Origin of the sequence: Streptomyces sp. ACA25 (genome assembly GCF_028200735.1) — a bacterium.
In the GTDB taxonomy this organism is placed as follows: Bacteria; Actinomycetota; Actinomycetes; order Streptomycetales; family Streptomycetaceae; genus Streptomyces.
On sequence record NZ_JAQKPV010000011.1, the window covers coordinates 1 to 13,391 of the forward strand.

General features: G+C 73.0%; 12 protein-coding genes. 5 read left to right on the forward strand and 7 right to left on the reverse strand.

Going from position 1 to position 13,391, the window contains the following annotated elements:
• Positions 1 to 89: 89 nt before the first annotated feature.
• From PJ985_RS17115 to rhaI, 7 genes are all read right to left on the reverse strand, one after another.
• Complete coding sequence (locus PJ985_RS17115; protein WP_271684671.1) at positions 90 to 653, reverse strand: TIGR03086 family metal-binding protein; 564 nt, start codon at positions 651 to 653, stop codon at positions 90 to 92.
• Between the two features lie 31 nt (positions 654 to 684).
• Positions 685 to 1,308 carry a LutC/YkgG family protein gene (locus PJ985_RS17120; RefSeq protein WP_271684672.1) on the reverse strand — a complete coding sequence of 208 codons (624 nt, stop codon included), beginning with the start codon at positions 1,306 to 1,308 and terminating at the stop codon, positions 685 to 687.
• On the reverse strand, positions 1,305 to 2,780 hold the full coding sequence (locus PJ985_RS17125) for a LutB/LldF family L-lactate oxidation iron-sulfur protein (protein ID WP_271684673.1): 1,476 nt from the start codon (positions 2,778 to 2,780) through the stop codon (positions 1,305 to 1,307). The genes PJ985_RS17120 and PJ985_RS17125 overlap by 4 nt, the downstream gene beginning before the upstream one ends.
• Positions 2,777 to 3,493: a (Fe-S)-binding protein gene (locus tag PJ985_RS17130; RefSeq protein WP_271684818.1), complete on the reverse strand. Its 717-nt coding sequence runs from the start codon at positions 3,491 to 3,493 to the stop codon at positions 2,777 to 2,779. The genes PJ985_RS17125 and PJ985_RS17130 overlap by 4 nt, the downstream gene beginning before the upstream one ends.
• 22 nt (positions 3,494 to 3,515) lie before the next feature.
• Complete coding sequence (locus tag PJ985_RS17135; protein ID WP_443033507.1) at positions 3,516 to 5,000, reverse strand: rhamnulokinase; 1,485 nt, start codon at positions 4,998 to 5,000, stop codon at positions 3,516 to 3,518.
• Positions 5,001 to 5,134: 134 nt separating this feature from the next.
• On the reverse strand, positions 5,135 to 7,198 hold the full coding sequence (locus tag PJ985_RS17140) for a bifunctional aldolase/short-chain dehydrogenase (protein ID WP_271684674.1): 2,064 nt from the start codon (positions 7,196 to 7,198) through the stop codon (positions 5,135 to 5,137).
• Positions 7,199 to 7,203: 5 nt separating this feature from the next.
• Positions 7,204 to 8,373 carry an L-rhamnose isomerase gene (gene rhaI, locus PJ985_RS17145; RefSeq protein WP_271684675.1) on the reverse strand — a complete coding sequence of 390 codons (1,170 nt, stop codon included), beginning with the start codon at positions 8,371 to 8,373 and terminating at the stop codon, positions 7,204 to 7,206.
• Positions 8,374 to 8,565: 192 nt separating this feature from the next.
• Between rhaI and PJ985_RS17150 the strand changes: the two genes are divergently transcribed.
• The 5 genes from PJ985_RS17150 to PJ985_RS17170 all read left to right on the forward strand — a co-directional run bounded on the left by PJ985_RS17150 (position 8,566) and on the right by PJ985_RS17170 (position 13,375).
• Positions 8,566 to 8,886, forward strand: a complete 321-nt coding sequence (locus PJ985_RS17150) for an L-rhamnose mutarotase (protein ID WP_271684820.1) — start codon at positions 8,566 to 8,568, stop codon at positions 8,884 to 8,886.
• A gap of 87 nt (positions 8,887 to 8,973) precedes the next feature.
• Positions 8,974 to 10,104 (forward strand): LacI family DNA-binding transcriptional regulator, encoded by a 1,131-nt coding sequence (locus PJ985_RS17155; protein WP_271684676.1) that lies wholly within the window; start codon positions 8,974 to 8,976, stop codon positions 10,102 to 10,104.
• Positions 10,101 to 10,523: a YjbQ family protein gene (locus PJ985_RS17160; RefSeq protein ID WP_271684677.1), complete on the forward strand. Its 423-nt coding sequence runs from the start codon at positions 10,101 to 10,103 to the stop codon at positions 10,521 to 10,523. The genes PJ985_RS17155 and PJ985_RS17160 overlap by 4 nt, the downstream gene beginning before the upstream one ends.
• Before the next feature lie 116 nt (positions 10,524 to 10,639).
• Positions 10,640 to 12,205 carry an FUSC family protein gene (locus tag PJ985_RS17165; RefSeq protein WP_271684678.1) on the forward strand — a complete coding sequence of 522 codons (1,566 nt, stop codon included), beginning with the start codon at positions 10,640 to 10,642 and terminating at the stop codon, positions 12,203 to 12,205.
• Positions 12,206 to 12,322: 117 nt separating this feature from the next.
• Positions 12,323 to 13,375 (forward strand): lactonase family protein, encoded by a 1,053-nt coding sequence (locus tag PJ985_RS17170; protein WP_271684679.1) that lies wholly within the window; start codon positions 12,323 to 12,325, stop codon positions 13,373 to 13,375.
• Positions 13,376 to 13,391: the final 16 nt, after the last annotated feature.

Here is a 13,391-nt window from a genome sequence, read left to right on the forward strand (position 1 = left end):
CGGCACGGGGGTCTCCCGGGTGTTCGCGCCTGACGCCTCGCGGGCACGGGCGCCGGCCGCACCGGCCCCTGCCGCCGCGGCAGCCCCGGTCAGGGCGTCCGGCCGAGAAGGGCAAGCAGGCGGTCCTGCGGCCCGGCGTCGTCCGGTACCTGCACCGGCGCGGCGAACAGGCCGGACTGCTGCCAGCTGCTGAGGTGGGTCGCGGCGTAGTCGTGCACCGCGGAGACCAGGTTCCCGTCCAGCTGCTCGTCCGCGCCGATGGCGCGGGCCAGATCCCAGGCGTGCACCGTGAGATCGAGCGTCATCTGGCGGGCGTACTCGTCACCCGGCGTCGGCCCCGCGCCGGTCTGCACCGGCCGGTCCAGGGCGTCCGGAGCGTGGAAGGCCGCCCAGGATTCCCGGGCGGCCTGGTCCCAGGCCCGCACCGGGTCCCCGCCCAGCACGTCACCGTCGAAACGGTCACCGACCTCTTCCAGTGTCGCGCCGCGCAGCAGCCAGGGCGCCCAGAGCTGTTCCCCGACGAGATGGTTCACCAGATCACGTACCGACCAGTCGGAGCACGGAGTGGGGGCCTGCCACTGGTCGTGCCGCACCTGGTGCACCCGGCGGCCGAACTCCTGCCGTGCCTGATCGAAAGCCTCGGGCAGTTTCATGTGCAGCACCACCTTGTGTTGCGCGCGGGTCTCATGAGCCGACGAGTACCACGTCCAGCGCGCGCGGACCGTGTACGCCCTCCACTCTTTCCAGCTCGATGTCACTGGTGGCCGAGGGGCCCGAGATCCAGGTCTGCGGACGGGCCGGATCGAGCCGCTCAAGGGCCTGGGGCACCGAGTCCACCACCTGTTCGGGCACCCGCACCACGCAGATGTGGTGATCCGGAACCAGGGTGATCCGGCGGCGGCCCTGATCCGCGGAGCCGTCCAGGACGAGTGTCCCCGTCTCGGCCACGGCGACCGCGCAGCCGGTGACGACGCTGTCCACGGCGTCGAGGTCGTGCGCGGTGAGGGCCGCGGAGTCGTGCACCCGCCGCACCGTGGCCGGAAGCCACGCGTCGGGGACACCGGGGGGTGCGATGACCGTCCGGGCGGACCGGGCGGCCAGCAGCCGGGCGAGGGTGTCCGGCAGCCCGGCCGCGTCCGTGCGGTGGACCCGCGCACGGTACTCGGCCAGATGCTCCGCGAGCAGGGCGGTGGGGTCGGCGGGGGAGTGGGTCCGCAGGTACGCCGGGGGTGCCTCCGCCGGGTCCGGAGCGCCCGCTCCGGACAGCGCCCGGCGGATCCTGGCCAGCACCACCTCGCGACTGCTCATCGGCCCTCCCCGTTGCCGCGGGTGCGCTGCCACCAGTCGCGGAAGGACTCGGCGGGGACCTCCGGGAGGTCCCTGGTCGCCGACCACGCCCGGCCCGGGCCGGGCAGCCGCCGGGGATGGAACCGCCGGGTGCGGGCCGCCAGTCGCTGACCGGCCCGCAGGGCCCGCGGGTGGTCCAGCATCCACCCGGCGGCTCGCATCGCGGCCCGTTCCGCGGCGTGCCCTCCGGCCGGCTTGATCCGGGTCCGGGTGCCGCGCACCGTCGTCTCGCCGCCCTGCACCACCCGCTCCCGCAGATGCACCAGCACCTCCGGGATGTCGATGGCCACCGGGCAGACCTCGTAGCAGGCGCCGCACAGGGATGAGGCGTACGGCAGAGAGGCGTCCAGCGCACTGTCCGTGCCTCGCAGTTGCGGTGTGAGAATCGCTCCGATCGGGCCCGGGTAGGCGGAGCCGTACGCGTGACCGCCGGCCCGCTCGTACACCGGGCAGACGTTCAGGCAGGCCGAGCAGCGGATGCAGCGCAGCGCCTGCCGGCCCACCCGGTCGGCCAGCACGTCGGTGCGTCCGTTGTCGAGCAGCACGAGATGGAAGGTGCGCGGGCCGTCACCGTGGGTGGTACCGGTCCACATCGAGGTGTAGGGGTTCATGCGCTCGGCGGTGGAGGACCGGGGCAGCAGCTGCAGAAAGACCTCCAGATCCTGCCAGGTCGGGATCACCTTCTCGATGCCGGCCACGGAGATCAGCGTCTCCGGCAGGGTGAGGCACATCCGGCCGTTCCCCTCCGACTCGACGACCACCACGGTGCCTGTCTCGGCCACCATGAAGTTGGCCCCCGAGATGCCCACCCTGGCGGTCAGGAACTTCTCCCGAAGGTGCAGCCGCGCCGCTTCGGCGAGGTCGGCCGGCTCGTCGGTGAGCCCTTCCGGGGCGGGACGGCCCCAAGCGGCCATGCGGTCGCGGAAGATGTCGCGGATCTCGGCCCGGTTGCGGTGGATGGCGGGGACGAGGATGTGGGAGGGCAGGTCGTCGCCCAGCTGCACGATCAGCTCGGCCAGGTCCGTCTCCCAGGCGCTGATACCGGCCTCCGCGAGCGCCTCGTTGAGGCCGATCTCCTGGGTCGCCATCGACTTGACCTTGACCACCTCCCGCTCGCCGGTGTCCTGTACCAGCCGGGTGACGATGCGGTTGGCCTCCGCGGCGTCGGCCGCCCAGTGCACCTGCCCGCCGGCCGCGGTGACGGATTCCTCCAGCTGTTCGAGGTAGTGGTCCAGCCGGTGCAGCGCACGGTCCTTGATCGCGGCACCCGCTGCCCGCAGCTCGGGCCAGTCCGGCAGTTCTGCCACGGCGGCCGCGCGCTTGGCGCGGATCGACCGGGTGGCGTGCCGGAGGTTGGCGCGCAGCGTCGCGTTCCGGGTGGCGGAGTCCGCGGCCTCGGGGAAGGACGGCATGCCCAGGTAGGTCCCGTTCATGCGGCTTCCTCTCTTGTGGCGGCCAGGATCTCGGCGAGGTGCACCGGCCGGACCGGAGAGCCGAGCCGGGAGAGGGTTCCGCCGATGTGCAGCAGGCAGGAGTTGTCGACGGCACAGACGGTCCCGGCGCCGGTGCCGGTGATGTTCCTGACCTTGTCCGCCCCCATGGCGGCCGAGACCGCCGGGTTCTTCACCGCGAAGGTGCCGCCGAAGCCGCAGCACTCCTCGGCGTCCGGGAGCTCCACCAGCCGCAGGCCGCGCACCTGTTCCAGCAGCCGCCGGGGCCGTTCGCCCAGGCCGAGCATCCGCAGTCCGTGGCAGGTGGGGTGGTAGGTGACGGTGTGCGGGTAGTACGCGCCCACGTCGGTGACGCCGAGCACGTCCACCAGGAACTCGGTGAGCTCATAGGTCCGGGCGGTGACCTCCGCGGTGCCCGCGGGATCGATCCGCGGGTAGTTGTCCCGGACCATCGCCGCGCAGGAGCCCGACGGCGTGACGATGAAGTCGTAGCCGGCGAAGGCGGCCGCATACCGGCGCACCAGGGGCTCCGTCCCCCGCCGGTATCCGCTGTTGAACTGCGGCTGGCCGCAGCAGCTCTGCTCCTGCGGGAAGGCGACCTCCACGCCCAGCCGTTCCAGGAGCGTCACCACCGCGCGCCCGGTGCCCGGGTGGAGCACATCGTTGACACACGTGACGAACAGGGCCACCCGCAGGCCGGCGCCGGGTCTGCTGACCTCACCCATGGAGAAGCTCCTCCGCCCGTTGCCAGTCACGCTGCTCACCCATGGGCTCATGGTGCCGCAGCGGCTGTGTCGCGCGCAGCACCGACCGCAGGTCTTGGAGCCCGCCCGTCAGCACCCCGGCGGCCCGGGCCTGTACCAGGATGTTGCCCAGCGCTGCGGCCTCGGCCGGCCCGGCGATCACCGGCAGGCCGCAGGCGTCGGCGGTCAGCCGGCACAGCAGCTCGTTCCGGGCACCGCCGCCGACCAGGTGCACGGTGTCCACCGGACGGCCCGAGAGGCGCCGGGCCTCGGTGAGGGCCCTCCGGTGCGCCAGGGCGAGCGAGTCCAGGACACAGCGGACGGTCTCGGCAGCGTCGCGCGGCAACGGCTGCCCGGTGCGCCGGCAGGCCGCGGCGATCCGGTCGGGCATCCGCCCCGGGGCGAGGAACTCCGGAGACCCGGCGTCGACCACCGAACGCAGTGGAGCCGCCGCGGCGGCGGCCTCGAGCAGCTGCCCGAGCTGCTCCGGCGCCTCGGCCCGCCAGCTGCGCAGACATTCCTGGAGCATCCACAGGCCCATGATGTTGCGCAGGTAGCGGACGGTGCCGTCCACTCCCAGCTCATTGGTGAAGTTGGCCCGTCTGCTGTCCTCCGTGAGCACCGGGGCGGGCAGTTCCAGGCCGGCCAGGGACCAGGTGCCGGTGGCGACGTAGGCGAACCGGTCGTCCGCGGCGGGGACGGCCACCACGGCGGAAGCGGTGTCGTGCGAGCCCACCGCGGTCACCGGCACCGGGCCGGACAGCCCGGTCTCCGCCAGCACCTCGGGGCGCAGCCGGCCTGCCGGATCACCCGGGCTGCGGAGCGGGGCGAACAGCCCCAGGTCGATGTGCGCGGCGTCCGCCACCTTCTGCGACCAGGTGCCGGTGCGCGGGTCGATCAGCTGGGTGGTGGAGGCGTTGGTGAGCTCGGTGCCCTGCTCGCCGGTGAGCCAGTGGGACAGCAGGTCGGGAATCATGAGCAGCCGCCGGGCGGCAGCCAGTTGCGGAGTGCCCCGGGCAGCGGTCAGCTGGTAGAGGGTGTTGAACGGCTGCTGCTGCAGCCCGGTGGCTGCGTACAGCTCATCGGGGGGGAGCGTGTCGGCGACCCGTTCGGCGGCTCCCTCGGTCCGGGCGTCGCGGTAGTGCACCGGGTTGCCCAGCAGCGCACCGGAGGCGTCGAGCAGTCCGTAGTCGACGGCCCAGGAGTCGATGCCCACCCCTGACAGCCGGCCCCCGGCAGCCGTTCCGGCCGCCCGCAGCCCGTCCAGCACTCCCTGGTGGAGAGCGAGGATGTCCCAGTACAGGGTGTTGCCGACGCGCACCGGGCGATTGGGGAACCGGTGCACCTCGCGCAGTGCCAGCTCTCCGTCGCCGACGGTCCCGAGCATGACCCGGCCGCTGGAGGCGCCCAGGTCGACGGCTGCGAAGCGGTGGAGCCCGCGGGCGGGGGCTGACGGCACGTCTCACCTCAAAGGACGGGTCGGGCGGGAAGGAAGCAGCGGGAAGCGGATCCGGTGGCGGAGGCGGACGGAGGGCCTGCCCGGCCCGTCGGGGCGCGACGGGCCGCGGGCCGGGCAGGAGCTGACGGGCGGGGTCAGCGCAGGAACGCGGCGGCCACCCCCGCGTCGACCGGGATGTGCATGCCGGTGGTCCGGGTGAGTTCCCCTCCGGTCAGGGCGAACACCGCGGCGGCCACGTGCTCCGGGAGTACCTCCCGCTTGAGCAGGGTGCGCTGGGCGTAGAAGGCGCCGAGCTCGTCCTCCGGCACCCCGTACACGGCCGCCCGTTCGGCGCCCCACCCGCCGGCGAAGATGCCCGAACCGCGCACCACGCCGTCCGGGTTGACGCCGTTGACCCGGATGCCGTGGGCACCGAGCTCCGCGGCCAGCAGCCGTACCTGATGGGCCTGGTCGGCCTTGGCGGCCCCGTAGGCGACGTTGTTCGGCCCGGCGAACACCCCGTTCTTCGAGGCGATGTAGACGATGTCCCCGCCGAGGCCCTGGGTGGTCATCACCCGGGCGGCCTCCCGGGAGACCAGGAAGGAGCCGCGCGCCATGATGCCGTGCTGCAGGTCCCAGTCCGCCGCGGTGGTCTCCGTCAGCGGCCGGGACAGGGAGATGCCCGCGTTGTTGACCACCAGGTCGACCCCGCCGAAGGCGAGCAGGGCGGTGTCGAAGGCCGCCCGAACCTGCTCCTCGGAGGTGACGTCCATGGGTATCGCGACGGCGCGGTCCGGGCCGCCGAGTGCGGCGGCGGTCTCCCTCGCGCGCTCCGGGTCACGGTCCGCCACCCCCACGCAGGCGCCTTCGGCCGCCAGCCGTTCCGCGGTGGCCCGGCCGATGCCCGAGCCTGCGCCGGTGATCAGGGCGATCCGGCCGGCCAGTGGCTTCGGCGGCGGCATCCGCCGCAGCTTCGCCTCTTCCAGCTCCCAGTACTCGATCCGGAACTTCTCGGCCTCCCCGATGGGGGCGTAGGAGGAGACCGCCTCCGCGCCGCGCATGACGTTGACGGCGTTGACGTAGAACTCGCCCGCGACGCGCGCGGTCTGCTTGTCGCGCCCGTAGGAGAACATCCCGACGCCCGGGATCAGCACGATCGCCGGGTCGGCCCCGCGCATCGGCGGAGAGCCCGGCCCGGCGTGCCGCTCGTAGTAGGCCCGGTACTCCGCGCGGTACTCCGCGTGCAGTTCCTGCAGCCGGGCGACCGCTTCCGCCTGCGGTGCGGCGGCGGGCAGGTCCAGAACCAGTGGCCGGACCTTCGTCCGCAGGAAGTGGTCCGGGCAGGAGGTGCCGAGCGCCGCGAGCCGCGGGTGAGCGGCGCGGGAGAGGAAGTCCAGTACCTCGGGGGAGTCGGTGAAGTGACCGACCTGGGGCCGGTCCGCCGAGGCGAGTGCCCGGACGGTGGGGGCAAGTGCCGCTGCGCGGGCCCGGCGCTCCTCCGCGGGCAGCGGCTCGAAGCCCTTCAGGACCGCTCCGAACGGCTCCGGGCGGCCACGCTCGGCGAGGAATGTCTCCGCGGTGCGGATGAGGTGCAGGGAGTTGCGCTCGCACTCCTCGCCGGTGTCCCCCCAGGCAGTGATGCCGTGGCCGCCGAGGATGCAGCCGATCGCCTGCGGATTCGCCTCCTTGACCGCGGCGATGTCCAGACCGAGCTGGAACCCGGGCCGCCGCCAGGGCACCCACACCACGCGGTCCCCGAAGCACTCGGCGGTCAGCGCCGCACCGTCCGCCGAGCACGCCAGGGCGATGCCGGAGTCCGGGTGCAGATGGTCGACGTGGGCGGCGTCCACCAGGCCGTGCATGGCGGTGTCGATGGAGGGAGCGGCTCCGCCCCTGCCGTGCAGGCAGTAGTCGAACGCCGCGACCATCTCGTCCTCGCGCTCCACTCCGGGGTAGACCGCGGTCAGCGCCCGCAGCCGGTCGAGCCGCAGCGCGGCCAGCCCGTCGGGCCGCAGGGTGCCCAGATCACCGCCGGAGCCCTTGACCCACAGCAGTTCCAGGTCCTGACCGGTGACGGGGTCGGTCACCGTGCCCTGGGCGGAGGTGTTGCCGCCCGCGTAGTTGGTGTTGCGAGGGTCCGCGCCGAGCCGGTGTGAACGCGCCAGGAGCGCTTCGACGGCCTCGTGCCGCGGTGTCGCAGGCAGGTTTCCCGTGGTCATGCCGTTCACGCTCCCCATCCGGCCGGCCGGCCGTCCTTGCGGGATTCGGTGGTCTGTTCCGTCCAGCCGGAGCGCCGGAAGGCCGCCATGGGATCCGGGTCCAGGCCCCTCTCTTCCCGCACCGTGGCCAGCAGCGGCCGCACATCGGTGTGGTAGGCGTCCATCAGCACCGCGTTGGCACCCAGGACATCGCCGTCCGCCTGCGCGGCAGCCAGCGCCGGGCGGTCCACCAGCAGCGCTTTGGCCGTGGCCTCCTGGACATTCATCACTGAGCGGATGATCGCCGGGATCTTGGGTTCGATGTTGTGGCACTGGTCGAGCATGAAGGCCACCTGAGAGGTGAGGCCGCCGCCGCGTACCACCTCGTACATGATCCGGAAGAGCTGGAACGGGTCGGCGGCCCCCGCCATCAGGTCGTCGTCGGCGTAAAAGCGGGAGTTGAAGTCGAAGCCGCCCAGCTTCCCCTCCCGCAGCAGCAGCGCGACAATGAATTCGATGTTGGTCCCCGGGGCGTGGTGGCCGGTGTCCACCACGACCTGCGCCTTCCCGCCGAGCCGTAGGCAGTGTGCGTAGGCGGTGCCCCAGTCCGGCACGTCGGTGGTGTAGAACGCGGGCTCGAAGAACTTGTACTCCAGCAGCATGCGCTGGTTCTCGCCCAGCCGCTCGTAGACCGTGGCCAGTGCCTCGGTCAGCCGGTCCTGGCGGGCGCGGATGTCGTCCTGCCCGGGGTAGTTGGTGCCGTCGGCGAACCAGAGCTTCAGGTCCCGGGAACCGGTGGCGTCCATGATGTCCACGCACTCCAGCAGGTGGTCCAGCGCCTTGCGCCGTACCGCGGCCTCGGGGTGGCAGACGCTGCCGAGCCGGTAGTCGTCGTCCTGGAACACGTTGGCGTTGATGGTGCCGAGGCGCAGGCCGAGGCTCTCGGCGTGCCGGGCCAGCCCGGTGTAGCCGCCGGGCCCCTCGACCCTGTCCCAGGGGATGTGCAGGGCGACGGACGGGGCGACTCCGGTGTGCCGGTGCACCTGTGCGGCGTCGTCGAGCTTCTCCTGCGGGGTGCGGGGCACACCGGGCTGCGCGAACACCTTGAAGCGCGTGCCGGAGTTGCCGTACGCCCAGGACGGGGTCTCGATGGCCTGTGCGGCCAGGGCCGCCGTGACGGCGGGTGGGGCGGTCATGCGATCAGGCTCCCGGGGGCTGAACACCGTTATGAATCGTTTCACCAAGGGTGACGCTAAGAGTCTTCGGGGGTGCTGTCAAGGGATCGGCTGTGCGGGCCGGGCAGGAGCGCTTGACGTCGTGCGCGCCGGTTGCGTAGCTTGCGCCGGGACCGAGTGAATCCTTTCATGCCGTCAGTGAGGAGCACAGCCGTGCAGCGGGTCTGCTTTCTTCTGAAGGTGCGCGAGGAACGGGTGGCGGAGTACCGTCGCCGGCACAGCGAGGTGTGGCCGGAGATGCTGCGGGCGCTCTCCGGCGCCGGCTGGCGGAACTACTCGCTGTTCCTGCGGGAGGACGGGCTCCTCGTCGGCTACCTCGAGACGGAGGACTTCGCCGCCGCACAGCGGGCCATGGCGGAGACGGACGTCAACGCCCGCTGGCAGGCGGAGATGGCGGAGTTCTTCGAGGAGCTGGACGGTACCCGCCCGGATCGTGCCATGCGGCCGCTCACCGAGGTGTTCCACCTCGCCTGACACCGCCGTGGGCCCTGCCGGTCCCGGAGGTGCATACCATGTGCCAGCGGTGGCAGGGCGCGGCGACGGACGGACGGGGCACGGCAGATGGCGCAGACGGTGGGGATCAAAGAGGTGGCCCGGCAGGCCGGGGTGTCGGTGGGGACCGTCTCGAACGTGATCAACCGTCCGCACATGGTGGCCGAGGAGACCCGGCTGCGGGTGCAGACGGCGATCGTGGCTCTGGGCTATGTCCGGAGTGAGTCCGCGCGGCAACTGCGTGCCGGGCAGAGCCGCATCATCGCGCTGCTGGTGCTGGACATGGCGAACCCCTTCTTCGTGGAGGTGGCCACCGGCGCCGAACGGGTGGCCCGGGCCGCCGACCTCGGCGTGATGCTCTGCAACAGCGCGCAGTCCGCCTCCGAGGAGGCGGCCTACCTCTCGCTCTTCGCGGAACAGCGGGTCCGCGGCGTGCTGGTGACACCTGCCGACATGAGCGGCCGGAACCTCACGGACTTCCGGCGGCACCACATCCCGTTCGTCTTCGTGGACCGGGTGCTGCCCAGTGCTGAGGGGTGCTCCGTTTCGGTGGACGACGTACTCGGCGGCACCCTGGCGGTGCGGCACCTGACGGAGCAGGGCCACACGGACGTCGCCTACGTCAGCGGCCCCTTGTCGCTCCAGCAGTGCCAGGACCGGCGGGACGGCGCGCTTGCCGCCCTCGCTGAGGCGGGTCTGCCGGCCGCCGCGTTGCGGGTGGTGGAGGCCGGTCGGCTCGATGTGGCGGCCGGGCGGGCGGCCGGGGCCCGGCTGCTGGAGATGGCTCCCCGCCCCTCCGCCGTCTTCTGCGCCAACGATCTGCTGGCCCTCGGGGTTCTGCAGGCACTGTTCGCGGCCGGTGTCCGGGTGCCCGAGGAGGTCGCGCTCGTCGGTTACGACGACATCGAGTTCGCCGCCGCGGCGGCGGTGCCGCTGACCTCGGTACGACAGCCGGCCGCCCGTATGGGGCGCCAGGCCGCGGAGCTGCTGATGGAGGAGACCGGAGAGGCGGCGGACCGTCACCGGCACCAGCGGATCGTCCTGGAGCCGGAGCTTGTCGTCCGCGAGTCCAGCCTGCTGCCGCGGGCGCCCGCGGCAGCCGCCCGTCCCGGGGAGGCGTCGACAGCGGTGAACGCTCCGGAGCCGGTGGGCGGGGTGCGGCCGGCGGGCGGGTCCGGGTCCGGGAGGATGGAGGGATGAGCGAGGGATTCACCACACGACTGCTGCACCTCGAAACGGGCACGGAAGAGGTGGTGCGCGACCTCACCCGGGAGTGTGCCGCCTTCCTGCGGGAAGTGGCCCGGGGGCGGGACGGGCTGCTGAACGTTTTCACGCCCCATGCGACGACCGGTCTCGCGATCCTGGAAACCGGCGCGGGCAGCGACGAGGACCTGCTGGCCGCCCTGCGCGACCTGCTTCCGCCCGATGACCGCTGGCAGCACCGGCACGGCAGCCCGGGGCACGGGAGGGACCATGTCCTGCCCGCGCTCGTGCCTCCGCACGCCACCGTCCCGGTCGTCGGCGGAGAGATGGCTCTCGGAACGTGGCAGTCGGTGTGCGTGATCGACACCAACCGGGACAATCCGCGGCGCCAGGTCCGGCTGTCCTTTCTCGGCTGACCGATGCGGCCCGTCCGTTCGGCGGCATGCCGGGACCCTCCGATTTGGTTGTATAGGCCAACGGGTGCTTTCCTCGGGTGGACGGCAGAGCGGAGCAGAGACCCAGGGAGCGAGCGGTGGCGCGGCGGACAACGGGAAGTGCGTCGGTCCTCAGGCGGACGTTCCACGCGCCCGACCCGGGACTGCTCCGGCTCCGTACCGCGCTGCGCGGGCTGCTCGGCACCGGCCTCGCGGTGACGGCCGCGCTGCTCGCCGGGCTGGAGCTGGTGCCCGCTCTCACGGGCGGCGTGGCCGCTCTGCTCGCGCTGTACACGGTGACCGACCCGACGGTGCGGCGTCAGGCGGTCACCACCGTCTGGCTGCCGGTGGCGGGCCTCCCGGTCCTCGCGCTGGCCACGGTGCTGCACGAGACCCCGGGGCTGCGCAACGCCGTCCTGCTGGCGATCGTCTTCCTGGGGGCCTACGCCCGCCGCTGGGGCACGCGCGGCAACGCGCTCGGCATTTTCGCCTTCATGATGTTCTTCCTCATGCAGTTCCTGCAGGCGGGGCCCGCAGAGCTGCCCGGAATCCTCCTGGCGGTGCTGCTGGCTCTCGGCTGCGCCTCGCTGGTCCGCTTCGGTGTGTGGTGCATCGAGCGGCGAAGCCCGCCCGCCGGACCCGTCGGGCCGGCCGGCGGGCCCGCCCGGGGACTGCGCCGGGCAACCACCCGCCAGGCCGTGCAGGTGACGGCCGCTTGCGGGCTCGCGCTGGCAGTGGGGGAGCAGGTGTCACCGGAGCGCTGGTACTGGGCGGTCGGGACGGCCTGGTGGATCTTCGTCAACACCGCCTCGCGAGGGGAGACGCTGGTGCGCGGCTTCCGCCGGGTCGTCGGGACCGTCACCGGCCTCGCGGCCGGGGTCTTCGTCGCCCTGCCCCTGGACGGCGCCCCGGTGCCCACCGCCGCGCTTCTCGCGGTCTGCGTCTTCGGCATTTTCCACACCGCGCCGGTTTCCTACTCCTGGATGATGTTCTTCGTCACCGTCATGGTCGGCCTGCTCTACGGGCTGCTCGGCGTTCTCCACCCAGGACTGCTGGGGCTGCGCCTGCAGGAGACGGCCGTCGGCGCCCTCGCCGCCGCCCTCGCCGTGGCGGCCGTGCTGCCCGTCACCACCCACGCGGCCACGGTGGCCTGGATTCACCGGACGCTGGAATGCGTGCGGGCCTGCACCGCCGAGGCCGGCCGGCGGATTGCCGGCGACCCGGCCGCAGACCCCCGGGCCCGGGTCGCTGAGCTGGGCCCGCTTCTCGACCGGGTGCGCCTCTCCCTGGCCCCGCTGCTCCACCCGCTCAACCCGCTGCGTGCCCGCCGGGTCAGGGCCCGGCAGATCATGACCCTCCTCGACGACTGCGCGGACCGGGTACGTGCCCTGGCTGTGCTGGCAGCGGACCCCGACACCTCGCGGGACGTCCGGCTCACCGCGGCCTGCCGCCGGGTGGAAGCCGCCGTGGAGGCCCTGCTCGATCCGTCCGCTCCCCCGCGCGGCACAGTGGTGACCGTGCCGTCGGTTCACCTGCCCGCCGACCCGGACCATTCGTGGGACACGGACCGCACCCTGGCCCAGTTGAGGGCGCTGGAGAGGTCTCTCGGCCGCCTGGCGCCGCCGCTGCACAGCCCGCCGAGGGCGCCCCTCGCGCGGGTCTGACCTTCGCCCGGCAGACAGGTCCGGGGTCCTCCAGGACTTCCGGTCTTCTGGTCCAGACCACATGGGTCAGCTGTTACCGTTCGGGCGGAGAACCACGCGGACCCAGGAGGCGGACCGGTGCACGGCAACGAACAGCGGACGGGGCGGGCGTATCTGGGATCGTTCACCTCCCGGGGTGGGCGCGGGATCACCACGGCCGCGGTCGATCCCGGCACGGGTGCGCTGCGCGTCCTGCACCACACCGACGCCCTGCCGGACCCGACCTTCCTCGGCATGGACACCGGTGGAGCGGTGCTGCACGCCGTGAGCGAGACGGCGGACGGCCGGGCAGCGGCGTTCTCCCTGGCTGGTCCCGACGGGCCCGTTCTCCTGCGCCCGGCCGTCCCTGTGGAGGGCGCCGGTCCCACCCACCTGGCTGTGACCGGGCACCGGCTCTACACCGCCCAGTACACCTCCGGCAGCATCAGCGCTTTGGCGCTGGGGCCGGACCGGGCGCCGGTCGGGTCTCCCGTGGTGCACGCGCACCGGGGCAGCGGCCCGGTGGCCGGCCGGCAGGACGGGCCGCACGCGCACGCCGTTGTGCCGTCCCCGGACGGTGCCTGGCTGCTCGCCACGGACCTGGGCACCGACTCGGTGCGGGTCTACGCACTGGACGCGGCGGACGGCACTCCCCGTCCGCACGCGGAGGTACGGCTCCGGCCCGGCAGCGGTCCCCGGCACCTGGCCTTCCACCCCGGCGGGCGAGCCGTCCACGTCCTCAACGAGCTGGAGCCCACTCTCACCCGCTGCCGGTGGGAGCCCGCGGACGGAACGCTGACGCCTCTCGAGGACACCCCGGTCCTGCCGCCGGACACGAGTGGCGACCACTATCCTTCCGGCCTTGTCGTCACCGCGAACGGCCGCCGGGCCTACGCCGCGATCCGGGGACACGACAGCATCGCCGTCCTGTCGCTGGACCCGGCCGACGGCAGAGCCGGACTGCGAACGCATGTGCCCTGCGGCGGTGTCTGGCCGCGGGCCCTCGCACTCGGTGCTGCGGAACGGCATCTCTACGTGGCGAACGAGAGGTCCGGGGACGTCACCTGGTTCGACCTCTCCGCACCCGGCGGTGTTCCGCGGCCCGCCGGGACCTTGCGGGCACCGGCGGTCAGCTGCGTGGTGCTGCGCTGACCGGCGGGCCCGCCTC